At 72.5% G+C, this 26,078-nt stretch carries 25 protein-coding genes; 15 read left to right on the top strand and 10 right to left on the bottom strand.

Annotation, left to right across the window (positions count from 1 at the left end; genetic code table 11):
* Positions 1-15 precede the first annotated feature (15 nt).
* Both HC031_RS28240 and HC031_RS28235 read left to right on the top strand, forming a co-directional pair.
* Positions 16-1,914 carry a VWA domain-containing protein gene (locus tag HC031_RS28240; protein ID WP_167928489.1) on the top strand — a complete coding sequence of 633 codons (1,899 nt, stop codon included), beginning with the start codon at positions 16-18 and terminating at the stop codon, positions 1,912-1,914.
* Positions 1,915-1,918: 4 nt separating this feature from the next.
* Positions 1,919-2,839: a type II secretion system F family protein gene (locus HC031_RS28235; protein WP_167928488.1), complete on the top strand. Its 921-nt coding sequence runs from the start codon at positions 1,919-1,921 to the stop codon at positions 2,837-2,839.
* Between the two features lie 20 nt (positions 2,840-2,859).
* On the opposite strand, the gene HC031_RS28230 is transcribed toward HC031_RS28235, so the two are convergent.
* Entirely contained in the window at positions 2,860-3,558 is a 699-nt protein-coding gene (locus HC031_RS28230) for a pentapeptide repeat-containing protein (RefSeq protein WP_338090871.1), read from the bottom strand.
* Between the two features lie 28 nt (positions 3,559-3,586).
* Positions 3,587-4,411: an aminoglycoside adenylyltransferase domain-containing protein gene (locus HC031_RS34585; RefSeq protein ID WP_167928486.1), complete on the bottom strand. Its 825-nt coding sequence runs from the start codon at positions 4,409-4,411 to the stop codon at positions 3,587-3,589.
* A 147-nt stretch (positions 4,412-4,558) separates the two neighbouring features.
* On the opposite strand from HC031_RS34585, the gene HC031_RS28220 reads away from it, so the two are divergent.
* Both HC031_RS28220 and HC031_RS28215 read left to right on the top strand, forming a co-directional pair.
* Positions 4,559-5,287 (top strand): YcnI family protein, encoded by a 729-nt coding sequence (locus tag HC031_RS28220; RefSeq protein ID WP_167928485.1) that lies wholly within the window; start codon positions 4,559-4,561, stop codon positions 5,285-5,287.
* 82 nt (positions 5,288-5,369) lie between these two features.
* Positions 5,370-7,445 carry a bifunctional copper resistance protein CopD/cytochrome c oxidase assembly protein gene (locus HC031_RS28215; RefSeq protein WP_240943129.1) on the top strand — a complete coding sequence of 692 codons (2,076 nt, stop codon included), beginning with the start codon at positions 5,370-5,372 and terminating at the stop codon, positions 7,443-7,445.
* Between the two features lie 13 nt (positions 7,446-7,458).
* Here the strand turns inward: HC031_RS28215 and HC031_RS28210 are convergent, their stop codons facing one another.
* Positions 7,459-7,665 carry a hypothetical protein gene (locus HC031_RS28210; protein WP_167928484.1) on the bottom strand — a complete coding sequence of 69 codons (207 nt, stop codon included), beginning with the start codon at positions 7,663-7,665 and terminating at the stop codon, positions 7,459-7,461.
* 203 nt (positions 7,666-7,868) lie between these two features.
* On the opposite strand from HC031_RS28210, the gene HC031_RS28205 reads away from it, so the two are divergent.
* Positions 7,869-8,375 (top strand): MarR family winged helix-turn-helix transcriptional regulator, encoded by a 507-nt coding sequence (locus HC031_RS28205; RefSeq protein WP_167928483.1) that lies wholly within the window; start codon positions 7,869-7,871, stop codon positions 8,373-8,375.
* Positions 8,376-8,416: 41 nt separating this feature from the next.
* On the opposite strand, the gene HC031_RS28200 is transcribed toward HC031_RS28205, so the two are convergent.
* Positions 8,417-9,298: a S1 family peptidase gene (locus HC031_RS28200; protein ID WP_167928482.1), complete on the bottom strand. Its 882-nt coding sequence runs from the start codon at positions 9,296-9,298 to the stop codon at positions 8,417-8,419.
* 118 nt (positions 9,299-9,416) lie between these two features.
* Here HC031_RS28200 and HC031_RS28195 point away from each other — a divergent pair, with 118 nt between their 5' ends.
* Positions 9,417-10,394: a LysR family transcriptional regulator gene (locus tag HC031_RS28195; protein ID WP_167928481.1), complete on the top strand. Its 978-nt coding sequence runs from the start codon at positions 9,417-9,419 to the stop codon at positions 10,392-10,394.
* Here the strand turns inward: HC031_RS28195 and HC031_RS28190 are convergent.
* Positions 10,381-12,018: an ABC-F family ATP-binding cassette domain-containing protein gene (locus HC031_RS28190; RefSeq protein ID WP_167928480.1), complete on the bottom strand. Its 1,638-nt coding sequence runs from the start codon at positions 12,016-12,018 to the stop codon at positions 10,381-10,383. The genes HC031_RS28195 and HC031_RS28190 overlap by 14 nt on opposite strands.
* A 42-nt stretch (positions 12,019-12,060) precedes the next feature.
* Complete coding sequence (locus HC031_RS28185; RefSeq protein WP_167928479.1) at positions 12,061-12,606, bottom strand: helix-turn-helix domain-containing protein; 546 nt, start codon at positions 12,604-12,606, stop codon at positions 12,061-12,063.
* A gap of 54 nt (positions 12,607-12,660) precedes the next feature.
* Between HC031_RS28185 and HC031_RS28180 the strand changes: the two genes are divergently transcribed.
* On the top strand, positions 12,661-13,005 hold the full coding sequence (locus HC031_RS28180; protein ID WP_167928478.1) for a hypothetical protein: 345 nt from the start codon (positions 12,661-12,663) through the stop codon (positions 13,003-13,005).
* A 1-nt stretch (position 13,006) separates the two neighbouring features.
* The gene (locus HC031_RS28175) at positions 13,007-13,963 is read left to right on the top strand and encodes an alpha/beta hydrolase family protein (RefSeq protein ID WP_167928477.1); all 957 of its coding nucleotides are present in this window, start codon (positions 13,007-13,009) and stop codon (positions 13,961-13,963) included.
* A gap of 20 nt (positions 13,964-13,983) precedes the next feature.
* Here HC031_RS28175 and HC031_RS28170 read toward each other — a convergent pair whose 3' ends face one another.
* The gene (locus HC031_RS28170; RefSeq protein WP_167928476.1) at positions 13,984-14,478 is read right to left on the bottom strand and encodes a universal stress protein; all 495 of its coding nucleotides are present in this window, start codon (positions 14,476-14,478) and stop codon (positions 13,984-13,986) included.
* A 309-nt stretch (positions 14,479-14,787) separates the two neighbouring features.
* Between HC031_RS28170 and HC031_RS28165 the strand changes: the two genes are divergently transcribed.
* From HC031_RS28165 to HC031_RS28150, 4 genes are all read left to right on the top strand, one after another.
* Positions 14,788-17,376 carry an MFS transporter gene (locus HC031_RS28165; RefSeq protein ID WP_167928475.1) on the top strand — a complete coding sequence of 863 codons (2,589 nt, stop codon included), beginning with the start codon at positions 14,788-14,790 and terminating at the stop codon, positions 17,374-17,376.
* 26 nt (positions 17,377-17,402) lie between these two features.
* Positions 17,403-17,597 (top strand): phosphatidylethanolamine-binding protein, encoded by a 195-nt coding sequence (locus HC031_RS28160; RefSeq protein ID WP_167928474.1) that lies wholly within the window; start codon positions 17,403-17,405, stop codon positions 17,595-17,597.
* Between the two features lie 148 nt (positions 17,598-17,745).
* A complete protein-coding gene (locus HC031_RS28155) occupies positions 17,746-19,044 on the top strand; it encodes an MFS transporter (RefSeq protein WP_205863340.1) in 1,299 nt (432 codons plus the stop codon).
* Positions 19,045-19,123: 79 nt separating this feature from the next.
* Positions 19,124-19,759, top strand: coding sequence for a LysE family translocator (locus tag HC031_RS28150; RefSeq protein ID WP_167928473.1), 636 nt, complete (start codon positions 19,124-19,126; stop codon positions 19,757-19,759).
* Here HC031_RS28150 and malQ read toward each other — a convergent pair.
* Positions 19,756-21,729, bottom strand: a complete 1,974-nt coding sequence (gene malQ, locus HC031_RS28145; RefSeq protein WP_338090870.1) for a 4-alpha-glucanotransferase — start codon at positions 21,727-21,729, stop codon at positions 19,756-19,758. The two genes, HC031_RS28150 and malQ, sit on opposite strands and share 4 nt — an antisense overlap.
* Before the next feature lie 134 nt (positions 21,730-21,863).
* Between malQ and HC031_RS28140 the strand changes: the two genes are divergently transcribed.
* Complete coding sequence (locus tag HC031_RS28140; protein ID WP_167928472.1) at positions 21,864-22,265, top strand: hypothetical protein; 402 nt, start codon at positions 21,864-21,866, stop codon at positions 22,263-22,265.
* 160 nt (positions 22,266-22,425) lie between these two features.
* Complete coding sequence (locus HC031_RS28135; RefSeq protein WP_338090869.1) at positions 22,426-22,809, top strand: DUF309 domain-containing protein; 384 nt, start codon at positions 22,426-22,428, stop codon at positions 22,807-22,809.
* Positions 22,810-22,842: 33 nt separating this feature from the next.
* Here HC031_RS28135 and HC031_RS28130 read toward each other — a convergent pair whose 3' ends face one another.
* Positions 22,843-23,211 (bottom strand): STAS domain-containing protein, encoded by a 369-nt coding sequence (locus tag HC031_RS28130; RefSeq protein ID WP_167928470.1) that lies wholly within the window; start codon positions 23,209-23,211, stop codon positions 22,843-22,845.
* 250 nt (positions 23,212-23,461) lie between these two features.
* On the opposite strand from HC031_RS28130, the gene HC031_RS28125 reads away from it, so the two are divergent.
* A complete protein-coding gene (locus HC031_RS28125) occupies positions 23,462-24,577 on the top strand; it encodes a glycoside hydrolase family 3 N-terminal domain-containing protein (protein ID WP_205863339.1) in 1,116 nt (371 codons plus the stop codon).
* A 151-nt stretch (positions 24,578-24,728) separates the two neighbouring features.
* Here HC031_RS28125 and HC031_RS28120 read toward each other — a convergent pair whose 3' ends face one another.
* A complete protein-coding gene (locus HC031_RS28120) occupies positions 24,729-25,988 on the bottom strand; it encodes an MFS transporter (RefSeq protein WP_167928468.1) in 1,260 nt (419 codons plus the stop codon).
* Positions 25,989-26,078: the final 90 nt, after the last annotated feature.

Raw genomic sequence — 26,078 nt, 5'->3', positions numbered from 1 at the left:
AGCGGGTGTCCACCGATGAGGCGCCGGCGGTGGGCCCTGGTCGTCGGGCTGCTCGCCGGCGCGCTCGCCGGCGCCCCGGCCGCGGCCGATCCGGGTACCCGGCTGTCGGTCTCCGACGTGCGGACCGTCGACGGGCGGCTCACGTTCGCGGTGACCGCGTACGGCCTGCCGGCCGGCACCGTGCTCGACGGCGGCAGCCTGCGGGTTGACGTCGACGGCGAGCCGCTGCGCGCCATGGTCGTACCCGCGCCGCAGCCCTCGCCCACCGTCGCGCCGGACCGCAGCGTCGTGCTGGTCCTCGACACGAGCGGGTCGATGGAGGGCGCCCGGCTGACCGCGGCCAAGGCCGCCGCGACCGGGTACGCCGACGCGCTGCCCGCCGACGTCCGGCTCGGCCTGGTGTCGGTGTCGGACAAGCCGACGACCGTACTGGCGCCGACCGCCGACCGCGGCGCGTTCCGGGCGGCCGTCGCGGCCGTGCGGGCCCACGGGGGCACCGCCCTCTACGACGGCGTGCAGCAGGCCGCGGACCTGCTGACCGGGTCGGGGGAGCGGCGGATCGTGGTGCTCTCCGACGGCACCGACACCAGCTCGACCGCCACGCCCGACGCCGTCGGATCCCGGCTGGCCGCCGCGGCGATCACCCTCGACGGCATCGCGTACGGGCCGGACGCGCGGAGCCCGGCGATGAACGACCTCGCCGCCGGCACCGGTGGGCGGGTCGTCGCGGCCGGGGACGCCGCCGCGCTCCGGGCCGCCTTCGCCGACATCGCGGCCGCCATCCGGCCCGCCTCGGCCGCCGTGACGGTCACCGTCCCCGCCCGTCTGGCCGGCGCGGACGCGAGCCTGCACGTCGCGCTCACCGCCGACGGGGCCACGGTGGCCGCGGCCGACACCCCGGTCCGGTTCGCGCCCGGCCCGCCGCTGGTCGCCGCGCCGGCCACGGACAGCCCCCGCTGGCTGCTGTACCTGGCGGTGGGTGGTATCGGCCTCGCGGTCCTGCTGGCCGCCGCGGTCGTGATGTACCTGCTCGTCGGCAGGTCCCCGGTGCGGAACCGGCTGCGCCAGCTCGAGGGGTTCGGCTCGGCGCCGGCGGTGGCCGTCCGCGACGAGAACCCGGTGCTGCGCGCGGCGCTCGAGGTCTCCGAGCAGGCCATCGCCCGGCGCGGCAACCTCGCCCGGATCGAGGCCGACCTCGACCGGGCCGGCCTCGATCTCCGGCCGGCCGAATGGATCCTGCTGCGCGCCGGCGTCGCGGCGATCGGCGGCGTGCTGCTGGCGCTGCTGCTGCCGTGGCTGCTCGGGCTGCTGCTCGGCGTCGTCGTCGGCTGGCTGGCGACCGGCGTGTACCGGCGGCTGCGCGCCAGCCGGCGGGCCAGCCGCTTCAACGAGGAGCTGCCCGACGCGCTTCAGCTCGTGGTCAGCGCCCTCCGATCAGGGTTTTCGTTCCCGCAGGCGATCGGTGCGCTGGTGTCGGAGGGCGACGAGGCGGTGGCCGGTGAGTTCGGCCGTGCCCTGGCCGAGACCAGGCTCGGCGGTGACCTGGAGGACGCGCTGCTGCGGACCGCAGAACGTACCGCGAGCGCCGACCTGGCCTGGCTGGTGATGGCGATCCGGGTACAGCGCGAGGTCGGCGGCACGCTGTCGGAGGTGCTGGAGACGGCGGTCGAGACCATGCGCGAACGAGGGCGGCTGCGCCGGCACGTCCGGGCGCTGTCGGCCGAGGGCCGCCTGTCGGCGTGGGTACTGATCGCGATGCCGGTCCTCCTGGCCGCGTTCATGTTCACGACCCGGCGGGAGTACCTGCGGCCGCTGTACACCACCCCGATCGGGCTGACCATGCTGTTCGTCGCGGTCGTGATGATGGCCCTCGGCACGTTCTGGATCACGCGGGTCGTCAAGGTGGAGGTCTGAGCGGATGCGATCGACGACCGTGCTGACCATCGCGCTGGGCGCCACCGCGCTGGCCCCCGTCTTCGGCGTGCTCGCGCTGGTGCTGCGCGACCCGAACCGCGCCAACGTCAACCGCACGCTGGCCACCATCGGGCGCGGCTACGTCGACCCCAACCGCCGGCCGTCCTTCGGCGTTCGGGTGGGCGGGCCGCTGGCCCGCCGGCTGGGGAGGCTGGGCACCGCCCTGACCGTGGGCGGCGCGGTCGCGCGCCTGCAGCGGCTGCTCGACCGGGCGGGTAACCCGCCGTCCTGGCCGGTCGAGCGGGTCGTCGCGGCGAAGGGCATCGGCCTCGTCGCGGGCCTGTGCGGCGGCGTGTTGTTCGGCCTCATGCTGGGTGGCACCGGCAGTGTCCTGCTCGCGACCGTGATCGGGGCGGTCGTCGGCTTCTTCGGCCCCGACCTGGCCATCTACAACGCCGGCGCGAAACGGCAGGAGGAGCTGCGCCGGTCCCTGCCGGACGTGCTGGACACCCTGACCATCTGCGTCGAGGCGGGTCAGGGCTTCGACGCGGCGCTCGCGCAGGTCGCCCGCAACGGCAAGGGTCCCATGGCCGGCGAGGCGGCCCGGGTGCTGCAGGAGATGCGCATCGGCAAGTCGCGCAGCGAGGCGCTGCGGGCGATGTCGGCCCGTACCACCGTCGGGGAGCTGCGCGGCTTCGCGGCGTCGGTGGTCCACGCCAGCGACCTCGGCGTACCGGTCGCCCAGGTGCTGCGCGAACAGTCCCGGGAGATGCGGATGCGGCGCCGGCAGCGCGCCGAGGAGCTGGCGCAGAAGGTACCGGTCAAAATCCTTTTCCCGACGCTGTTCTGCCTGTTCCCGGCGTTGTTCGTGGTGGTCCTCGGTCCCGGCGTCATCAACATCATCCATACGTTCGCCGGCCACTGAGCGTGGGCGGGGGGGCGCCGTCAGGAGTCGTCCTCGTCGGAGATCCCGATGCCCAGGGCGCCGGCCAGTTCATACGCCAGGGCGATCAGGTCCTGGCCCTGCACGACGGCGCCGTCCCAGCTGGTCAGGCCGCCGATTCCGGCGAGAGTGCAGTTGACGAACCGGGTGCCCTTCATCGTCGCCTGGGAGAACTGGGCGCCGGTGAGGTCGCACCCGACGAACCGCGCGCCGGAGAGGTCCGCGCGGTAGAAGTCGGCGCGGGCCAGGTTGCAGCCGGTGAACGCGACCGCGTGGAAGTCGGTGAACCGCCAGCCCGACAGGTCGAGGCGGCACTCGTCGAAGACGACGTCCCGCAGCGATCCGTCCGCCCAGGTGAAGCCGGTCATCCGGGAGGCCACGACGCGTACCCGCGCCCATGACGAGTCGCTGGCCCGCAGGTTGGCGAGGTTGCTGTGCTCCACCAGGCAGTCGGTGAAGCGGGCCCGGTCGAGGGTGGTCGTGGACAGGTCGGTGCCCCGGAATCGGCACTGCTCCACCTCGACCGACTCCGCCGCGCCGCCGGAGAGGTCGGCGTCGACGTAGCCCAGCCGGCGGTACGTGCCCTCGTGGTCGAACCGGTGGTCGGGCAGGACCGCAAGCTCCAGCGACGACGGTGGTCTGGGCTTCGCCGGGGTGCGGGAGGCGCCTCCGCCGCCGCGTCGTCGTGCACGATCAACCACCGGCCCACTGTACGGGGATTGCGGTGCGTCACTCGGTACGGCAGGCGTCGTCGAGGACGTGGTCGACAAAGGCGAGGGTGTCGCGGCGCCGGCGCAGCGGGCTGCGGTACGAACCGCGCGCGGTGCCGCCCCGGCGGATCCGCAGCGCCTCGTCGATGATCGCGTGCCAGCGAGGATCGAACCGGCCACGGGCGTACTCACCCGCTGCCGTCTTGGAGATGACCCCGCCCGTGGCGAGGGTGTGGTGGAGGCGGCTGACGCCGAGGACGGCCCACACCGGTCCGAATGGACCCAGGCTGGCCAGGCCGGTACGCGACAGCGGCCGGGCCGCCCGCCGCCGCCACGACGCCCAGTAGCTGTCGAGGTTGTCGCGCACCCAGGCGCGCAGGGCGGTCCGGTCGGTGTGGACGGGGACGCCGGGCGGCTGTGGCCCGCGGACCGTCACGCCGTGGTCGGTGATGGTGTGCCAGGTGACGGGGTGCCGCTCGCTGGCCGTCGAGGCGTTGAACCGTCCGCCGTGCGCGTGCGGACCGGGCGCCGCCAGCAGCGGGTCGGCTGCCAGGTCGCCCCAGGTGACGTACGGACCGTCGAAGAACGGACGCCGGTGCCGGGCGCGTAGCAGCGCGTGCGCCCGGCGCAGCGCGTCCACGGTCGCCCCGGCCGGTCTCTTGGCGGTCACGGCGACGAAGTCGATGTCGCTAGCGCCGGCGCGGAAGTCGCCCAGGGCGACCGACCCCGTCAGGTACAGGCCTTCGACGAGCCCCGGCGCCTCGGCGTCGACCCGGGCCAGGTAGGCGTCGACGACGGCGCGGACGGTCGGGTGGATGGACGGGTGCGACCAGGGGAGCGCCACACGGGCGAGCGTATCGGCGATGGCCGTGCTCCGGGGCCTCGCCCGGTCCACCGGGCGGGGCGGGATCGCCGGGAACTTGTCCGGCGCCGGCGGCGACTATCCCCACGTTGTGTAACGACATCGCCGTTGAAGCTGTGAGGAGCCTTCATGCGCAAGGTACTGATCCGGTCGGGGGCCGTGGTGGCGGGCGCGCTCGCCACGGTGCTGCTGGCCGCGGCGCCGGCCTCGGCGCACGTGACGGTCAACCCGTCGAACGCCGCCCAGGGCGGTTACGCAAAGTTGACCTTCCGGGTACCGAACGAGAAGGACAACGCCTCCACCACGCAGGTGGAGGTGAACATCCCGCAGGACACGCCGATCGCGTCGGTGTCGGTCAAGCCGCTGACCGGGTGGACCGCGACGGCGACGAAGTCGAAGCTGGCCCAGCCGATCAAGAGCGACGACGGTGAGATCACCGAGGCCGTCACGAAGATCGTGTGGAAGGCCAACAGCCCGGACACCGCGATCCAGCCGGGCCAGTTCCAGGAGTTCGACGTCTCGGCGGGCCCACTGCCCGAAACCGACAAGATCGTGTTCAAGGCACTGCAGACGTACTCCGACGGCGACGTGGTCCGGTGGATCGAGGAGCCGGCCGCCGACGGCAAGGAGCCGGCGCACCCGGCGCCGACGCTGAAGCTCGCCAAGGCGTCGTCCGTCAGCGGCGCCGCGACCGCCACGTCCGCCGACGCGAACGGTTCCGGCACGGCGAAGGCCGCCGATGACACCGCCCGGTCGCGGGCCGGCCTCGGGCTCGGCTTCGGGATCGCGGCCCTGGTCGTGGCGCTGGCGGGCCTGGTGCTCGCCGGGCTGGCCTGGAGGCGCCGCCCGGCCTCCTGACGCCTCGCGGCGGTACGCGCGTACGCCCTGCCCGAGTGGGTAGGGCGTACGCGGACGCCGTCGAGACGAGAGAAGGCAAGCGTTGCGTCCTGCCCGCTGGCCGCGCCGGGCCGCGCGGCCGGCCTCCTTCGCGACCGCCACGTCCGCCCCGATCTCCACCCCGGCGCCACCGCGGCGTGGCCGGCCGGGCGCGCTGGTCGGGATCGCCGCGGTCGCCGGCGCGACGGTGCTCGTCGTCGCGCTCCTGGCCGGGGGCGGCGCGGGCGCCGGGCAGGTGGCGGGTCTGCCCGCGCCGGGTACCGGCACCACCTGGGGCCTGCCGGTCGCGCTGCTGCTGTCGAACGTGCTCGGTACGGTGACCGTCGGATTCACGGTGACCGCCGCTTTCCTGCTGCCGGGTGACGGGGAACTGGTCTCGGCGGCCGGGCACCGCCTGGTGCGCCGGGCCGCGATCGCCGCGCTGTGCTGGGCGGTGGCCTCGGCGGTCGTGATCGTGTTGACGCTGTCGGACCTGCTCGGGGCGCCGCTGCCGCAGGCGGTCTCCGGTCCGGGGCTCGCGAGCTTCGTCACGTCGGTCCCCACCGGCCAGATGTACATGGCGCAGGTAGGGCTCGCACTTGTCGTCGCCGTGGGCGCTGCCCGGCTGCTGCGGCGCAACGCCGCCGCCGGGACCGCGCTGCTGGCCGTGGTGGCGGTGCTGCTGCCGGGGTTCACCGGCCACGCCGCCAGCGCCGGCAACCACGAGGTCGCGGTGACGAGCCTCGTCTTTCACGTGGTCGCCGCCGCGCTGTGGGCCGGCGGGTTGACCGCGCTGCTGACCCTGCGCGCCACCGGCGTCCTCGCGGCGACTGCCGCCCGGTACAGCCGGCTGGCGCTGTGCTGTTTCGTCGTGGTGGCGCTCAGCGGGGCCGCCAACGCGTGGGTGCGGCTCGGCTCGATCGACCAGCTGTGGCGGTCGGCGTACGGGGTCCTGGTCCTGGGCAAGATGGCCGCCCTGGTGACGCTCGGCGGGTTCGGCGCGGTCCACCGGCGGCGTACCCTCCCGGCGCTGCGCGCCCGGGCGCCGGGGGCGTTCCGGCGGTTCGCCGCGGCCGAGGCGGTCGTGTTCGCCGCCACGTTCGGACTGGCGGTGGCGCTGTCGCGCAGCCCGACGCCGGTGCCGAGCAACCCGCCGGGCCCGGACCGGGCGACCGGGCTTCTCGGCTTTGCGATGCCGCCGGCGCCGACCGTCGGTCGGATGGTCACCGAAGCGGTACCCGACCTGTTCTTCCTCACCGTCGTCGTGGTCACCGCCGGCGCGTACCTGGCCGGGGTGTGGCGGCTGCGCCGCCGGGGCGACGCGTGGCCGGTCGAGCGGACGGCGTGCTGGCTCGGCGGGGTGGCGGTGCTGGGCGCGGCGACGCTGCTGGGCTTCGGCAGGTACGCCTACATCCTGTTCAGTGTGCACATGGCCCAGCACATGGTGCTGGCCATGGTCGTACCCGTGCTGCTGGTGCTCGGCGCGCCCGCCACCCTGGCGCTGCGGGCGCTGCGGCCGTCACCGGATCCGGCCGTGCGGGGACCCCGGGAGTGGCTGCTGGTGGCGCTGCACAGCCGGCTCACCCGGCTGCTCACCCACCCCGTGGTGGCGCTCGCGATCGTGGTGGTGAGCCTCTACGCCCTGTACTTCAGCAACCTGTTCGTGGTGCTGATGCGCACGCACCTCGGCCACCTGGTGATGCTCACGCACTTCGTGGTCACCGGATACCTGTTCTTCTGGGTCGTCGTGGGCATCGACCCGGGGCGTCGCCGGGTGCCCCACCACGCGCTGATCCTGGTGCACTTCGCCTCGATGACCTTCCACGCCTTCTTCGGCGTGGTGCTGATGCTGGCCACCGGGCTGCTGGCGGCGTCCTGGTTCGGTGCGTTGCACCCCGCGTGGCGGGCCTCGCTCGCCTCGGATCAGAAGTTGGCCGCCGGCATCGCCTGGGCGTTCGGCGAGATCCCCGGCGTGGCGGTCATGGCGGTGCTGATCCTGCAGTGGATCCGCGCCGACGAGCGCGAGCAGCGCCGCCTCGACCGGGCCGCGGCCCGGGCCGAGACGGAGGGCGCCGACGACGACCTGGCCCGGTACAACGCGTTCCTGCGGACGCTCAGCGTCCGCGCGAACCGGCGGTAGTGGGCGGCCGCCGCTACCGCGACTCGTCGCGCTTGCGCCGGCGCGCTTCGCGCTCCCGCTCGCGGGCGGCGCGCTGGCGCGCCAGGTACGCCTTGCCCTGCGGGCTGTGGACGCTGATCGCGTCGTTCGCGGTGGGCGGACCGAAGATCCAGAAGAGGAACCGGCCGAGCCGGTCGCGCTGCTTGGGCTGTGTGGCGTCTTCGTTGTCGGGCTGGGTCACGGGTCTGACATCCGTTCTTGTCGTGCCTGGAGCCGGGCGGCCGGGTCCGCGTGTGCGCCGGGCCCGCCTACTTCGAGAGCTACCCCGCTGAGCAGCTCACACTCGACCAGGGCGGACCCTCGTCGCAGACCTCACGTCGCCGGCCACAGCGTATTATGCGGGCCAACGTTTTGTGCACAAACTTTGGAGGGGCGCGACGCGCGATGGGTGACCTGACTGACACCGACCACCGGGATGCCGCCGGCGAGGAGTCCGTCGGCGGCGGGACTGTCGCCCTCGACGCCGGTGATCCGCTCGCGCTGGAGCGTCAGGTCTGCTTCGCGCTGTCGGTGGCTTCGCGCAGCGTCGTCGCGGTCTACCGACCGCTGCTGGAGCCGATGGGTCTCACCCACCCCCAGTACCTGGTGATGTTGGCGTTGTGGCAGCGTGCCCCGCGATCTGTCAAAGATCTCAGCGCGCTGTTGCAGCTCGATCCCGGGACGCTGTCACCGCTGCTGAAGCGACTGGAGGCGGCCGGGTACGTTCGCCGCGAGCGCGATCCGGGCGACGAGCGCGTGCTCGCCGTGACCCTCACCGAGGCGGGTACCGCGCTGCGCGCCCGTGCCGAGCGCGTACCCGCCGCGGTCGTGGCGCGCCTCGGAATGGGTCTGGACGAGCTCCAACGCCTCCACGAGTCGTTGACCCGCGTCATCGCCGCCGCCCGCGCCTGACCGGCGTACCGCCGTCGACACGGCGGTACGCCGGACCGGCGTCAGGACCCGGTCGTGGACGAGCCCGTGCCAGCGCGTCCCGGGTAGCCGTCCGAGCCCCGATCGGGGCCCTGCCCGGAGCCCTCGCCCCCGGTCACCTGGTCGATGAAGTCACGGAACGCGGTGACGTCGGTGTAGATGGCGTTTCCGGTACCGCAGACCGGGTTGTCGTTGCCGCCGCGGCTGGTGGCACCGACCAGCGCCAGCCCGGATCCGTCGTTGACGAGCGCCGGCCCGCCGGAGTCACCGAAGCACGCCGTACGCGCGGGCGTACCGCTGATGCACAGTTCGAAGGACGGGTCGAAGCCGGCGCGGCACTTCGCCGAGGTCAGTACGCGTCGGTCGAGCTGTTGCAACAGACGTGGCGCATCCTGTTGGCAGCCCGGCTGCGGGCAGGTCTGCCCCCAACCCAGCAGCCGGACGGTGGTGCCGGGCCGCGGTGAGCTGGTGGCGATTCTCGCCGGCGCCAGCGACACCGGACGGTTCAGATGCAGCAGGGCGATGTCGTGCGTTCCGTCACTGACGAACGCGGGGTTCACCACCGCATCCGACACCCCCACGAGCTCGCCGCCGGTGCTGCGGTCGTTGGAGCCGAAGCGAACCTTCATCAGTGCGGGGTCCACCGGCTGGTTGTCGTCGTCGAGCGCGCAGTGTCCGGCGGTGACCGCCCACTCGGCGGAGATCAGGGTGGTGCCGCACATGTGGTCACCCTGGCGGTTCTGCAGCGAGCCCATGAAGGAGAAGGTCTGTGGCGCCTTCTTGCCGCCCACGATGAATGTCTGGACCGCGCCGGTGCCATTCGTGCCCGCCGAGGCGACACCCACCGGAATGACGGCGAGGGCGGCCGCGCCGATGATGGCGGCCAGCATTCTGCGAGACGGCATGAGCAGCTCCTTAGCTGTGGATGAATTCTTCGGCAGCCCCCGGGTGAAAAGGGCCTGCCCGTACTCTGCCGCCCATCGAGAACCTTCGAATAATCTCGAAGGTTCATAACATCGACAGATGGAACTGGAAATCCGCCACCTGCGGGTCGTCCATGCCATCGCGGAGGCCGGAAGCATCACCAAGGCCGCCGCGTCGCTCGGCCTGTCACAGCCGGCGTTGACCGCCCAGTTACAGCGGCTGGAGCGGATGCTGGGCGGCGAACTGTTCCACCGGGGGAGGTCCGGAGCGCAACCCACCCCGCTCGGTGAGGTCGTCCTGACCCGCGCCCGAGCCGTGCTGCCGATCCTCGACGACCTGCACGCCACGGTCGAGAAACGCCGCCCGACCGACCCGGATCCGACGACGCTCAGGCTCGGTTGCCTACCGGCCCCGTTGGGGTCGCGGCTCGTGGTGGTCGTCAGCGATCTCCTGCCCGACCGGAAAGTCAGCCTGCACGTGTACCGCTCGGTCGAGCAGGTCCTGCAACTCCTCGCCGACGGCCGCATGGAGCTCGCCGTGGTCAGCGACTGGCCGGGCGCCGAGATCACCCCGGCGGCGGGCGTGGACTGGGCGACCGTCGCGGTCGAACCGCTGTTCGTGCTCCTGGCGGCCGGACACCCGCTCGCCGCTGCCGACGAGGTCGACCTGGCCGACCTCGCGGACGAGGAGTGGCTGTTCGACGAGTGCGAGGAGACCGGCTTCCTGAACCAGTTCCAATCGGCCTGTGCCCGAGCCGGGTTCACCCCGCGATACCGGCAGGCCATGCCCCCGGCGGTCGGGCTACCGCTGGTGGCGCTCGGCCACGCGGTCGCCCTCGCGCAGCCCGCCACGCCGCATCCCGACCTCGCGGTGCGCCCGCTGGCCGGCACGCCGCTGACCGCTCGTCACGTCCTCGTCTGGCCGAAGCGGGGGTGCCTCGCGCGGCACGTCGCGCACATCCGGGCGGGGCTCGCCGAGGAGTACCGGTCCCTCGCGGCCGGGTCGCCCGTGTACGCCGCCTGGCTGGCCGCCCACGGCGAGCTGTCCGAGGACGCCGCGGGGTTCACCGATCGGTGACCTGACCGTCGGCCACCTCGACATGCCGATTGGTCTGGACCGCTGCCAGCATGCGCCGGTCGTGGGTGACCAGGATCAGCGTGCCGGGGTACGTCGCGAGCGCCGACTCCAGCTGCTCGATGGCGGGCAGGTCGAGGTGGTTGGTCGGCTCGTCGAGCACGAGCAGGTTCACCCCGCGCGCCTGGAGGAGGGCCAGCGCGGCTCTCGTACGTTCGCCGGGGGAGAGGGTCACGGCCGGGCGGAGCACGTGCGCGGCGCGCAGGCCGAACTTGGCCAGCATCGTGCGCACCTCGGCGGGGGCCAGGTCGGGTACGGCCGCGCAGAAGGCGTCGAGGATGGACCGGTCGCCGAGGAACAGCGCCCGCGCCTGGTCGACCTCGCCGACGACCACACCGGGGCCCAGTGACGCGTGCCCGGCGTCCAGGGGCAGCCGGCCGAGCAGCGCCGCGAGCAGGGTCGACTTGCCGGAGCCGTTGGCGCCGGTGACGGCCACCCGGTCGGCCCAGTCGATCTGGAGGTTGACCGGGCCGAGCGTGAACGGGCCGCGCTGGACCACCGCCCCGCGCAGCGCGGCGACGACCGCGCCGGCGCGCGGCGCGGCGGCGATCTCCATCCGCAGTTCCCACTCCTTGCGCGGCTCATCGACCACCTCCAGCCGTTCGATGAGCCGCTCGGTCTGACGGGCCTTGGCGGCCTGCTTCTCGGACGCCTCGGCCCGGAACTTGGGGATGAATTTGTCGTTGTCGGTGGCTTTGCGGCGGGCGTTGCGCACGCCCTTTTCCATCCAGGCCCGCTGGGTGCGGGCCCGGGCCTCCAGAGCCGACCGGGTCTCGGCGTACTCCTCGTACTCGGCGCGGGCGTGCCGGCGGGCGATCTCGCGCTCCTCCAGATAGGACGCGTAGCCACCGCCGTAGTGGTTGACCTGCTGCTGGTACAGGTCGAGCTCGACCACGCGGGTCACGGTCCGGGTGAGGAACTCGCGGTCGTGGCTGACCAGGACCGTGCCGGCCCGCAGCCCGGACACGAACTCCTCCAGCCGCCGCAGGCCGTCGAGGTCCAGGTCGTTGGTCGGCTCGTCGAGCAGGAAGACGTCGTAGCGGCTGAGCAGTAGCGACGCCAGGCCCGCCCGGGCCGCCTGGCCGCCGGACAGTGCGGTCATCGGCTGCTCCAGCGAGACTCCCAGCCCCACGTCGGCGGTGACCTGCTCCGCCCGTTCGTCCAGATCCGCGGCGCCGAGGTCGAGCCAGCGGTCCAGGGCCGCGGCGTACGCGTCGTCGGCGCCGGGAAGGCCGTCGGTGAGCGCGGCGGTGGCGGCGTCGAGGTCGGCCTGTGCCGCCGCCACGCCGGTACGCCGGGCGAGGAAGGACCGAACGGTCTCGCCCGGGTGGCGCTCCGGCTCCTGGGGCAGGTGTCCGACCGTCGCCGACGGCGGATTGAGCTGCACCTCGCCCGCTTCCAGAGCGGTCTGGCCGGCGAGGGCCCGCAGCAGGGTGGACTTGCCGGCGCCGTTGGGCCCGACCAGGCCGATGACGTCGCCGGGGGAGACGACGAGGTCCAGCCCGGAGAAGAGAAGCCGGTCCCCGTATCCGGCGGACAGGCCTTTGGCGATCAGTGTGGCGCTCATCGGTCGCCGATAGTAGCGGTGGCGCGGCCGGGTCGCCCCGGATTACTCCGTCGCCGGCCGGGGCTGCTCCATCGGCATGACGACGGTTGACAGCAGCCGGCGGGCCCGGCCGGGGCCGAGTGGCAGCGCGATCCAGCGCCTGAGCACCTCGCCGAGCTCGGCGGCGAACGCGTCGAACTCGGCGTCGGTGAGGTTCAGCGCGACCTGCCGGTACCCGACGCCGTCGCGGGCCAGGTCGAACCCGTCCCGGGTCAGGTAGCGGTCGAAGTCGGCGAGCAGCGCCGCGACGAACGTCATGAAGGCGCGCCGGTGGGCGTCGACGTTCATCGTCGCCGCGTCCTCCCCGGTCACGTTGGCGTTGGCCAGGTTGAGCCGGTAGGTCCGTTCGAAGGTGCCCCGCACCTTCCGCTCGGCCACCACCTCCAGCAGCTTGCCGTCGACCAGGGTGGCGACGTGGCGGTAGAGGCTCGCGGTCGGTAGGTCGGGCAGCTCCTCGCGCAGTTGGCCCGTCGTCAGCTCGCGGTCGCCGAGGAAGGCCTGGACGATCCGCAGGCGGACCGGGTGCAGCAGCAGTTCGGCACTTGACACGCATCACATGTTCTCACATTTGACATCATTATCAAATCCGATAATGATTTCGGCATGAGCGAGATAGCCATCACCGAGGACACCTTGAAGATCCACCTGACCACGGCAGAGAAGGTCGCCTCCGTACACGGAGACGTGAGCGTGCCGCTCAGCGCCGTCACCGGTGTCGAGATCGTCGAGGACGCGCTCGCGGCGGCGCACGGTCTGCGCGTCGGGCTCGGCCTGCCGGGCGTACGCAAGCTGGGCACCTGGCACAGCCGTTCCGGCGCCGAGTTCGTCGACGTACGCGGCGGGCAGCCCGCCGTCCGGGTCCTGCTGGCCGGTCAACGCCTGGCGTCCCTGCTGCTCGGCACCGACGATCCGCAGACACTCGCCGCCGCGCTCCGCCCGGAGGCCTGACATGCCTGAATCAGGCACAACAGACCTGGACGTACGTTTCACCTCCGGGGTCGAGACGCTCGCGGGCAGCCTACGGCTGCCGGCCGGGTCGGGGCCGTTCCCGGCCGTACTGCTGATCACCGGCTCCGGACCGCTCGACCGCAACGCCGACCACCGGCGGCTGCCGATCGGCGTGTCCCGGCAGCTCGCCGACGCATTCGCCGCCCGGGGCGTCGCTTCGCTGCGCTACGACAAGCGGGGCGTCGGCGAGAGCACGGGCACGTTCCTGGCCGCCGGGCTGACCGACAACATCGCCGACGCCCGGGCCGCGCTGGCCGCGCTGGCCGGCCGGCCCGAGATCGACCCCGACCGGCTGTTCGTCATCGGCCACAGCGAGGGCGCGGTGATCGCGACCGCCCTGGCCGCGCGGGAGGACGCGCGGATCGCCGGAGTCGTGCTGCTCGCGGGCCCCGCGCGGACCGGCGCGGAGAATCTGCGCTGGCAGGCTGCCGCGATCGTACCGAGCCTGCCCGCTCCGGTCCGCGCGCTGCTGCGTCTGATGCGCACCGACCTGGTGGCGAAGGCGACCAAGAGCCATGAGCGGCTGCGCCGCACCACCACCGACGTCGTCCGCATCCAGGGCAGGAAGCTCAACGCCAAGTGGTTCCGGGAGTACCTCGACTACGACCCGGCCGCCGACCTCGCCCGGCTGCGCGTGCCGGTGTGCGCCGTCACCGGCGACAAGGACATCCAGGTTCCGCCGGACGACCTCGAGCGCATCGCCGCGCTCGTGCCGGTACCGGTCGAGACGCACCGGCTACCCGGCGTCACCCACCTGCTCCGGCGCGAGGACGGGCCGGCGACGCTGCGCACGTACAAGAAGCAGGTGCGCCGGCCGGTCGAGCCCGAGCTGGTGCGGATCGTGACCGATTGGGTGGCCCGGCGGGCGGCCGAGGTGGCCGGCCCGGTCACTCCCTGACCGGTGGGGAACCCGTGCCGTCAGGGGACCACCACGACGGGCCACCGGCCCGATCGGACCAGCCGGGTCGCGGTCGAGCCCCACAGGGCGTGCCAGGGACGGGCGGACGCGCCGACCACGACCATGTCGGCGCGGACCTCGTCGGCGACCCGGCCGAGCTGGACGTACGGGTTGCCGCGCCGGTAGACGAAGGTGACCGACACGCCGTACTCCTCGGCGCCGGCCCGGATCCGGTCGCGTAGCTCGGTGGCGAGCTCGTCGTAGGTCTCCTCCTGTGCGACGGTCAGCGTCGGGGCCGCGATGGCGATCCACGCCGACGGCGCGGCGACGAAGGCGGTCACGAGGTGCGCGTGCTGCCGCCGGGCCAGGCCGCCCGCGTACGCCGCGGCCCGCAGCGCGGTGTGGGAGCTGTCGACCCCCACCATGATCACACGCGGCCCGTCGGTGCCGCACTCGTACGGGATCGACGAGCGGGCTGGGCCATATTCCTCGTAATTTGCCGGAACAGTGCTCATCGCGACTTCCAGGGCGCCGTGCCTGATCGAGGCGTGCTGCTCAATCGAGTTAGCCGGATATTACCGCTTTAGCGGTGCCATGGAACCCGTTCGTTTTGCGCGACGTCGGTAGTTGCCGAAAGCTAAACTCGATCACGGATGTCGATACGCCTGGGCAGGCCCGTACGAGCGCGCCCCCGGAACGGGTCGCGGCCACGTCCCGGCCGGTGGATCCGCGGGTGCGGCTGGGCCGAACCGGCGGGTCACCGCTGTCCGGCCGCCGCCGACCGCCGCTCGCGCGGGCCGCCTCGTAAACCGTCAGGAGAGTTCATGAGCGCGACGCCGAACGCCGCACCCGTCGACGCGAGACCCGATCGGGATCTCCCGCCCGGCGCGCAGCTCGGTCACCGTCAGATTCTCGAGGTCCTCTCCGGGCTCATGCTCGGGATGTTCCTCGCCGCGCTCGACCAGACGATCGTCGCCTCGGCGATCCGGACCATCGGCGACGACCTCCACGGCCTCAGCGTCCAAGCCTGGGTGACGACGGCTTATCTGATCACCAGCACCATCGCCACGCCGCTGTACGGCAAGCTGTCCGACATCTACGGGCGCAAGCCGTTCTTCCTGACCGCCATCTCCATCTTCGTCGTCGGCTCGGCGGCCTGCGCGTTCGCCACGTCGATGTACATGCTCGCGGGGTTCCGGGCGCTGCAGGGCATCGGGGCCGGCGGCCTGTTCTCCCTGGCACTCGCGATCATCGGCGACATCGTCCCGCCCCGCGAACGAGCCCGGTACCAGGGGTACTTCCTCGCGGTCTTCGGCACGTCGAGCGTTCTCGGTCCGGTCATCGGCGGATTCTTCGCCGGCACGCACAGCATCCTGCACGTCACCGGCTGGCGCTGGGTCTTCCTCGTCAACGTGCCGATCGGCATCGTGGCGCTCGCCGTGGTGGCCAAGGTCCTCAACATTCCGCACACCCGGCGCGAGCACCGTATCGACTGGCTCGGCGCGCTCACCCTCGCGATCGGACTCGTACCGCTGCTGCTCATCGCCGAGCAGGGCCGCTCCTGGGGCTGGGGCTCGCACCGCGCGATCGGCTGCTACGTGGTCGGCGGCCTGGGGCTGCTCCTGTTCGTCCTGGCCGAGTCCAGGATCGGCGAGGACGCGCTCATCCCGCTGCGGATGTTCCGCAACCGCACCTTCAGCCTCACCGCGGTCGTCGGCGTCGTCGTCGGTATGGGCATGTTCGGCGGCATCGTCTGCCTACCGCTGTACCTGCAGATCGTGCGCGGCGCCTCGCCGACCAGGTCGGGTCTGCTGCTGCTGCCGTTGACCGCCGGCATCATGGTCGCCTCGGTGATCTCGGGCCAGCTGATCAGCCGCACCGGTCGGTACAAGATCTTCCCGATCCTCGGTGCGCTGCTGCTGGCCGGCGGCTCGTTGCTGCTGCACACCGTGCATGTCGACACGCCGTTCTGGCGGACCGGCGGCTACATGGTGGTCGTCGGCTTCGGCCTGGGCAACATCATGCAGCCGATCACCCTCGCGGTGCAGAACGCGATGCCGCCGCGCGACATCGGCGTCGCCACCTCGTCGGCGACGTTCTTCCGGCAGATGGGCGGCACCGCCGGCACCGCGGTGTTCCTCTCGGTGCTCTTCTCCACGGCGCCTGACAAGATCCGCAATGCCTTCCAGGACGCCGCCCGGACCGACGCCTTCCAGCGGGCGTTGCGCGACCCCGCCGTACTGGCGGATCCGGCCAACCGGCCGGTGCTCGCCGCCCTGCACGGCGGCGGCCGGATCGGTAACGCGTCGTTGAACGACACGTCGTTCCTCCAGCGCCTCGACCCCGTGCTGGCGCGGCCGTTCAAGGTCGGCTTCTCGCAGTCGATGGACCTGGTCTTCCTTCTCGCCGCCGCGGTCGTGGTCGTGGCCTTCCTGCTCCTGCTGTTCCTGCCGCAGCTGCCGCTGCGCACCCGGTCGGCGATGGCGGCGCGCGAACCCGCCTCGCCGACCGGCGAGCTGCCGACCGGCGAGCTGCCGAGCGCCGAACCAGCCGGGCCGGCCGGCCCGGCTGGTTCGGCTGGTTCGGCCGACGCCACCGACGCCACCGACGCCACCGACGCCACCGATGGGCCGGGGGTGGCCGGGCGGGTGGAGGGGCCGGACCGGCGTGCGGTGGCGGGAGCGGTCCTCACCGTCACCGACCTGACCGGTCACCAGGTCGCACGCGCGCTCAGCGACGCGGAGGGGCGCTACCGGCTGGCGTTGCCGACCGGAGGCACGTACCTGTTGATCTGCGCCGCCGACCATCACCGGCCCGTGGCGGCCATGGTGTCCGTGGCGGGCGGACCGGTGCGCCGGGATCTGACGCTGGCGGGCGGCGCTCAGCTTGAAGGGCGGGTGCTGCGGGGGAGCGGGGAGCCGATCGCCGCGGCGACGGTCACCGTGACCGACGTCCGGGGTGAGGTCGTCGGCGCCGCCGTGACCGGCCCCGACGGCCGGTACGTGCTCGCCGAGCTGTACCCGGGCGAGTACACGCTCACCGCGATCGCCGACCGTACGCTGCCCGACGCGCGCACGGTGGTGCTGGACACCGTGGGTTCACACCGCGTCGACGTGGTCCTGCGGTTGAACGCGACGATGGCGGGGATCGTACGGGCGGCGCGGTCCGGGGCGCCGGTGGCCGACGCGTGGGTGACGCTGGTGGACGGATACGGCAACGTCGCCGGGTCGGCGGTGACCCGCGACGACGGCCGGTACGAGTTCCGCGGGCTGCCGCCGGGCACGTACACGTTGACCGCGAGCGGCTACGCCCCGGTCGCCCAGCGGGTCTCCCTGAGGGGCGAGCGCACCGACTGTGACCTGCTACTGGGCGATCACGGGGCCGCCGAGGTTACGGGTGCCCACGACGGGTAGCCGTACCGGTGAGGAGGCGATCCGAGATGCCTCGACCTGGTAGCCACAAGTACGACATCAAGCGCAGCCGGATCCGCGACGCCCTGGACAACGCCGGCTTCTCCGACGATAAGGCCGACAAGCTGGTCCGCGAGGTGCTGCGGAACCCGCGCGGGTCGACCGCGAGGCTGCTGCCGGTCGTGAAGAAGTATCTGGCCGTGGGGAAGCGGACCCGCGGCTGACGGCGCGACCGCACCGGTGACGGGGCCGGCGACCGGTCCGCCCTGCGCGGTACCGAACGTCCCCCGGTCGTCTCTACGGGTGAGCGGGCATCACCTGATCGGGTAGTTTCGGCATCCGATCAACGGTCATCAGCATTACCATCGCCGCATGGCTACCGCCGACCCCCTCACCAGTGATCGGCGGCTTCGGCCCGATCAGCGCAACGCGTTCCTGGCGGCGTTCCTCGGCTGGGCCATGGACGCCTTCGACTACTTCATCGTCGTTCTCGTCTATGCCGAGATCGCCAAGGACTTTCACGTATCGCTGGAGCGCATGGCGTTCCTGACCACCGTGACGCTGATGATGCGCCCCGTCGGGGCGCTGCTGTTCGGTGTCTGGGCCGACCGGGTCGGCCGGCGGGTGCCGCTGATGGTCGACGTCGCCTTCTATTCGGTGGTCGGCTTCGCGTGCGCGTTCGCCCCGAACTTCAGCGTGCTGCTCGTGCTGCGCCTGCTGTACGGCATCGGGATGGGCGGCGAGTGGGGGCTCGGCGCCGCGCTCGCGATGGAGAAGGTCCCCGCCCATCGGCGCGGCTTCTTCTCCGGGATCCTCCAGGAGGGGTACTCGGTCGGCTACCTGCTGGCGTCGGTCGCCTTCCTGCTCGTGCACTCGGTGTTCGGGCTGTCGTGGCGGTGGCTGTTCGGCCTGAGCATCGTCCCGGCCCTCATCTCCCTGCTGATCCGCAGCCGGGTGCGGGAATCCGAGGTGTGGGAGACCACGCGGGCCCGGGTGACCCGGGTCGGGGTCCGCCAGGTGCTGTTCAGCCCGGTGGTGCTGCGCCGATTCGTGTTCCTCGTGCTGCTGATGACCGCGTTCAACTGGATGAGCCACGGCACCCAGGACATCTACCCGACGTTCCTGAAGAAGGGCATCGGCCTGTCCGCGACGGCCGCGACGTGGATCGCCATCCTCTACAACATCGGCGCGATCCTCGGTGGCACCGTGGTCGGCGCCCTGTCCGAGCGCTTCGGTCGCCGCCGCATGATCGTGCTGTGCGCCCTGCTGGGGCTGCCGATCGTGCCGATCTTCGCGTACTCGCACGCGGCCGGCTACCTGTGCCTCGGCTCGTTCCTGATGCAGGTGATGGTGCAGGGCGCCTGGGGAGTGATCCCGGCGCACCTGACGGAGTTGAGCCCCGACGAGATCCGTGGCTTCTACCCCGGCGTGACGTACCAGTTGGGTAACCTCCTGGCGTCGTTCAACCTGCCGATCCAGGAGTACCTCGCGGCGCGCCACGGCTACCCGTACGCCCTCGCGGTCACGATCGTCCCGGTCCTCATCGCGGTTGCGGTGCTCACCGCGCTGGGCGGCGAGGCCAGGGGAGTGCGGTTCGGCACCGAGGAGAGCAGCGCGCTCCGCGCCGGCGACCGGGGGCCGGATGCCGATGTGCGGGTCGCGACGACCTGAGATGACCCGCGGATCTTGAAAAAGAGTGGACGTACGTCGTACAGTTAAAGATATACGCTGTACGGAAAGGTGTCCTCCCATGCTGGCCTCGATCCTGTCCTTCACGGTCGTCGCGGCGCTGCTGACCGTCACCCCCGGCGTGGACACCATGCTGGTGCTCTCCCAGGGGCTGCGGGGCGGGCGGCGCACCGCTGTCGCGTGTGGACTCGGCATCAACACCGGCCTCGTCTGCTGGGCGGCCGCCTCCGTGCTCGGCCTGTCGGCCCTCCTCGCGGCGTCCCATGCCGCTTACGAGATCGTGCGGCTGCTCGGCGCGGCCTACCTCGTGTACGTCGGCGCGCGCGGCCTGCTGATGACCTGGCGCCGCCGCGGGGGAGCGGACGGCGGCGCGCCGGTCCCCGGCACGGAAACCCGGCGGACGGCGCTGGCCGCCTACCGCCGCGGTATCACCACGAACCTGCTCAACCCGAAGGTCGGCGTCTTCTACATCTCCCTGCTCCCGCAGTTCGCGCCGGCCGGCCACCGCAGCGCCGCCGTCATGATGCTGCTGGCCGGGATCCATCTGACGCTGTCGATCGTCTGGCTCACCGCAATGGCCTGGCTCGCGTCGCGGGTCCTGCGCACGCTGTCGACGAAGGTGACGACCCGGCTGGAGCGCATCAGCGGCGCCGTCATGATCGGCCTCGGCGTGCGGATCGCGGCACAGGGGAGCTAGCGCCGGGGACGGGCGCGACCGAGTATCGAGGCCACCCGGCGCATCCGCGGATCGGCGCGCATCTCCTCCAGCGTCTCCGGCAGCCGGATGCGCCAGTTCGGGTACTGGTCGACCGTACCCGGAAGGTTCGGCTGGCGTACCTCGCCGAGGATGTCGTACGGCGAGGCGAGCAGGAACCGGCACGGCGAGGCGGCCAGCAGCCGGTGCATGCCGATCACGAGCTCGTCGTCGGCCGCGTCGTCGCCGACCAGGCCCTCCCGCCGCAGGAGCGCCACCAGCTCACGGCGATCCGCGCGGGCCCGGTCGGCTTCCGCCTCGACGTCCCCGCCCAGCAGGCCCAGCTCGGCGCGTACCCGCACATGCCCACCGCTGAGCATCCCGGCGGCCGTGGGAAGGTCATGGGTGGAGATGCTGGCCATGGCGCCGGCCGGCCACTCGGACGGCGGACGGAACGGGGCGACCTCGTCGCCGGCGGTCTCCTCGCGGGTGAACCACAGCACCTGCGAGCCGAGGATGTTCATGTCCCGCAGCGCCCGCGTGACGCGCGGTTCGACCGTACCCAGGTCTTCGGCGACCACGACGGCGCCGGCGCGGTGCGCCTCGAGCGCGAGCACGGCGAGCATCGCCTCGTCGTCGTAGCTGACGTACGTGCCCTGGTCGGGCGAGGCGCCCGGCGGCACCCACCACAGCCGCCACAGCCCCATGACGTGGTCCACCCGCACGCCCCCGGCGTGTGCCAGCACCGACCGCAGCATGTCCCGGAAGGCCGCGTAGCCGGTGGCGGCGAGCCGGTCGGGCCGCCAGGCGGCCAGGCCCCAGTCCTGGCCCTGCCGGTTGAACCCGTCCGGCGGCGCGCCGGCCGTGACGCCGCGCGCGAGGACGTCCTGCAGCAGCCAGCCGTCGGCGCCACCGGGATCCACCCCGACCGCCAGGTCGTGGACGAGCCCGACCGGCATGCCGGCGCGCCGGGCGCCGTCCTGGGCGTGTCCGAGCTGCCGTCCCAGCTCCTGCTGCAGCCACGCGTGGAACGCGACGCGGTCCCCGGCCTCGGCCACCGCCTTCGGCCCGGGCCGGCGCAGGTGCTCCGGCCACCTCCGCCAGTCGGCGCCGTGGGACTCGGCGAGCGCGCAGAACGCGGCGAAGTCGCGCAGGGCCGGGTCGCGCGCTGCCGCGGCACCGCCGTCCACGTACGGGAACAGCAGCTCCAGCGCCGCCCGCTTGGACCGCCACACGTGGTCGTAGTCGATGTGCCCGCCGTCGGCGTTCGTACGCAGCGCGTCCACCGCGGCCCGTACGCCCGGCGCGGCGCGCCGATAGGCCTCCGTCTCCTCGACCGCGAGGTAGACGGGGTTGGCGAAGCGACGACTCGACGGCGAGTACGGCGACGGCTGGACCGCCGGTACGGTCGCGACGGCGTGCAGCGGATTGAGCAGCACCAGCCCGGCGTCCCCGGTACCGGCGGCCCAGTCGGTGAAGGCGCGCAGGTCGGCGAGGTCGCCGATGCCCCACGAGCGTGCCGAGTGCAGCGCGTACAGCTGGAGCATCCAGCCCCAGGCCGGCGGCGGCGCCGGCAGTCGTCGGGGCGCGACGACAAGCGTCGACCGCCCGGCGCCGGAGTCCAGATGGTACCAGCCCAGCGGCAGGTCGACGGAAGCGCCGTCGCGCACCTCGTACGCCGCGCCGCTGTCGTCGAGCGCGGCGCCGCCCGCGCCACCCGGCAGGCGCCAGCGCTCGCCGGGCCGTACCACCACGGTCGGCGGCGGCCGGTCGGCGCGGTCGCGCTCGCGTACCCGGGCCAGCTCCCGGCGTACCGCGGCCGGGGTGTCGGCCTCCACGTCGAGCAGCCCCAGGATCGTACGGATCACGTCCGGGTCCACCTCGACGCGGCGGTGCCGCCAGTCCTCGTACGCGGTCGCGACGCCGTGCGCCGCCGCCAGTGCGGACAGCTCCCGATCCGAGCCTTCAGTCACCGAGTACGCCGCCCTTCGTCACCGCCGTCGCTGTCGTCGCCGTTGTACCCCCGGGCCCCGGCAAGTATGTGACGGTGTGTCGCCGCATGACCGGTGCCCGCGGGGCCGCCGAGCCCGTCGGCCAGGATGGGCGCATGAAATCGATCGGTTGGGACGCGATCCGCGTGACCCTGCACGTACTCGCCGCCACCATCTGGGTCGGCGGCCAGTTCACGCTGGCCGCCCTGGTGCCGGTGCTGCGCCGGGCCGCTCCGGAGGCGGTCCGGCCGGCCGCCCGGCGGTTCGCCGTGGTCGCCTGGTGGGCGTTCGCGGCGCTGGTGGCGACGGGGATCTGGAACGTGCTGGCCGAGTGGCCCGACATGGACCATCGGGCCCGGGTGACGCTCGTGGTCAAGCTTGTCGTGGTCGCGGTCTCCGGGGTGGCCGCGGCGATACACCAGCGCGCCCGCGGGGTCGCGGCGCTGGCGGTGTTCGGCACGCTGTCGGCGTTGGCGGCGGTGTTCGCCGTCTTCGTCGGAGTCGTTCTCGCCGGATAGGCCGGCGGTGGGAGGGGACGCCGCCGCGTGTGGCGGCGCGGGTGCGAGCATGTGAGCTATGCACAGTGGCGCCCGGGACAGGGACCCCTCCGGTCGGCCGCGGCAGTCCCGCCCGAGGGACGCGACCGGCCGACCGTTGCCGTACGGCGATCCTCGCGGGGTGGAGCCGGTTCCCGAGGAGCCGCTGCCGCCGGCCGAGACGCTCGCGTTCGCGCAGTCGTTGCTGGACGCAGGGCGGGCATTCGCCGCGCACGAAGTGTTGGAGGCGGCGTGGAAGGCCGCGCCCGCTCCCGAGCGCGAACTCTGGCAGGGGCTGGCCCAGGTGTGCGTCGGGATCACCCACGCCCAGCGGGGCAACCTGGCCGGCGCGGTTCGGCTGGTGGACCGCGGTGTCGAACGGCTTCGCCCGTACGCGGGGACCCCCCCGCACGGCATCGACGTGGCGGGGGTTCTCGCGTGGCACGCCCGCAACGCCGCCGACCCGGCCGCCGCCGACCCGCCACGGCTCACGACCGCACGCCGGGACCTGCCCCGGTCGTCGTAGCCTCCCGGTCGTCGTAGCCGCCCCGTCGTAGCCTCAGCCCGGTATCTGTCGAGGCTCGACGGTCGACGCCAGTACCCGGTCGACGCCCAGCACCGCCAGCACGCGTTGCACCCTGCCGTGCGCGTTGGCCAGCGCGAAGCCGGTGCTCCGACGGCGTGCCGCCTGCCTGGCCCGCATCAGGACCTCCACCCCGGAGGAGTCGATGAACTCCAGCGGCGCCACATCGACGATCAGCTGGGTGACGTGCGGATCGGTCAGGATGCTCGACAGCTCGTCGTCCAGGCGGCACAGGTTGCTGATATCGACCTCACCGGCCACCGTCAAGGACACCCGGCCGCTACCGTCGGCCGACCGCGTGAGCCGCAACGGGGTCGGCCCGATCTCGTTGCCAGCGACGCCCATCCGTACCGCCCTCGATGCGCGACAGCGTGCACCCCTACAGATCGAAGAACGATGGTAGCCGCGCATGGTGACTTCGGGGCCCGGGGAGCTTTGCACATCTGTGCGGGGTCCCGGATCCGGCGACACGATATCGATGCTGAACTATAGAAGTGCGCCTATGGTTAGCGGAGGCCGGCCAGGGAAGCGGAGCGCAATGACATCGATCCTCGGCACTGTAGGTGCCTATCGACGTGGTTCGACGAGGCTGTGCGTGGGTCTGCTGGCCGGTGTGGCGCTCGGCGTCACGGCCCTGATTCCGGCGGGCAGCGCGGCCGCCGGACGGCCCGTGAACGGTGACGTTGTCGGGGAACCGTCGGCCCGCCTGACGCCCGCTCAGTTGGCCGGGCAGCGGATCATCTATTCGTATCCGGGGCTCACGCCGCCCGAGAGCCTGTTGGCGCACATCCGCAACGGTGAGGCGGCCGGGGTCATCTTCTTCGGCGAGAACATCGCCAGCGCGGCCCAGATCGCCGGGGTCGTACGGCAGTTGCGCGACGCCGCACGGCAGAGCCCGGTACACGCGCCGCTGCTGCTCATGACCGACCAGGAGGGCGGGCTCATCCGGCGGCTGCCCGGAGCGCCCGAGCTGTCCGAGAAGCAGATCGGGCAGTCCGCGCAGCCGGTGTCCGGAGCCGTACGGGCCGGGACCGGCGCGGGGGACAACCTGAAGAGCGTCGGTATGAACCTCAACCTCGCGCCCGTACTCGACGTCGTGAGCGTGCCCGGCAACTTCATCGACCGGTTCCAGCGCTCGTACGGCTCCGACCCGGCCACGGTCGGCAAGCTGGGTAGCGCGTTCATCGGGGCGCAGCAGAAGACCGGCGTGGCGGCCACCGCGAAGCACTTCCCGGGCCTCGGCGCGACGCCCGTCGGCCAGAACACCGACCTCGAGCCGGTGACCATCACGTCAAGCCTGGGCGACCTGCGCGCGCGGGACGAGGCGGCGTACCCGGCGGCGATCTCGGCAAAGGTCAAGCTCATCATGGCGTCCTGGGCGATCTACCCGGCGCTCGACGCCAGCCGCCCGGCCGGGCTGTCGCCGACCGTGATCACCTCCGAGCTGCGTGGCCGGCTCGGCTACCACGGGGTGACCATCACGGATGCCCTCGAGGCCGGCGCGCTGCAGGCGTTCGGTGACAACGGCAGGCGGGCCGTCCTGGCCGCCCGGGCGGGGATGGATCTCATCCTCTGCTCCGCCCGCGACGTCAGCCAGGGCGAGGCGGCGACCCAGGGGCTGGTCGGCGGCCTGCGCAACGGCGATCTCAACGCGACGGCCTTCCAGGCGTCGGTGCGGCGGGTGACGCAGTTGCGCGACAGTCTGAGCTGACGCGCAACCGCCTCGATCTTCTGCCGGCGCGGGACCGCGTTCTCGTGACGAAGCGCCGGGGATCCCTACACCGCTGGCCGCGCTGATCCACACCGGGCAGGTCGACACCGAACTCGGCGGCCGCGGCGCTCAGCTTCGCTGGGTGAAGCCGCTAGCGGTGCTGGGTGACAGCGGCGACGCGTTCGGGCTGGATCTCCGCGAGATCCATGCGGTAGTTGTCCCGCAGCCACCGCACGGTGATCACGGAGACGACCAGGACCACGACGTTCACCGCGGCGATCGACCAGGAGCTGCCCGAGCGGGCGAGGGCCGCGGCGACCAGCGGCGCCGGTGCCGAGAACAGGACCTGGGAGAACGACAGGGCGAGGGCGGATCCGGTGAATCGCATCGAGGTGGGGAATTGCTCGGCGTAGAGCGCCGGCTGCGAACCGAACTCGAACTGCACCGCGGAGATCGCCAGCGTCATGGTCACCACGATGAGGGCGACGTTGCCTGACGCCGCGGCGGGAAAGAACCCGGCCACCCCGATGATCTGGGCCACGATCGCGGCGGCGAGCACCGGCTTGCGGCCGATCCGGTCGCTGACCCGACCCCCGATGAGCCCGGCCGCGACGGAGACACAGTTGGCGATCAGGACGATCACGAATGCGGCCTGCCTGCTCAGGCCGGCGTCGCCGGTCAGGTACTTCAGGCCGTAGACCGCCAGCGTGTAGAAGGTCACGTTCGAGCCGGCCCGGACCAGGATCAGCTTCACGACCGTCCAGGGCTGCGACTTCAGGACCGCGAGCCCGTTGACCTGCCTGTCGCTGGCGGCCTTCTGCTCGCGGAACACCGGCGTCTCTTCGAGCCGGACCCGGATGTAGATGCCGACCACCATCAGCCCGAGGCTGGCCAGGAACGGGATGCGCCATCCCCAGGACTGGAACGCGTCGGCGCTCATCGACGCACCGAGGATGACCAGGGCGGTGTTGGCGAGCACCTGGCTCAGCGGCGACCCGATGTTGATCAACGCCCCGAAGATTCCCCGCTGGTTCGTCTTCGCGTTCTCGATGGTCATCAGCTGCGCGCCGGTGGCCTCGCCGCCGAGGGCGAAGCCCTGGATGACCCGCAGGAGGACGAGAACCACCGCGATGGTCGCGCCCTTGTTGGCGGGTAGCAGGCCGATCGCGAGCGAACTCGCACCCATGGCGATGAAGGTGGCGAGCAGGATCGGGCGGCGGCCATAGCGGTCGCCCAGGTAGCCGCAGACCACCGCGCCGAGCGGCCTGGCCACGAAGCCCACGCCGAACGTCGCCAGCGACGCCATGAGTGCGCCGAACTGCCCGAGGCCGGCGAAGAACAGAGCGGGGAATACCGTCGCCGACAGCGCCCCGTACATGGCGAAGTCGAACCATTCCAGGGCCGAACCCAATGTTCCACTCGCCAGAGCCTTACGCGTTTGTGAACGCTGAGCCGGGCCGGACTCGATGAGGTGGTCCGTTCGAGTCCATGAAGTGTCCGT

The sequence above is a fragment of the Planosporangium thailandense genome (assembly GCF_011947195.1).
Taxonomy (GTDB): Bacteria; Actinomycetota; Actinomycetes; order Mycobacteriales; family Micromonosporaceae; genus Planosporangium; species Planosporangium thailandense.
The sequence above is the reverse complement of the archived record's forward strand: the minus strand, read 5'-3'. Positions and strand labels throughout refer to the sequence as shown.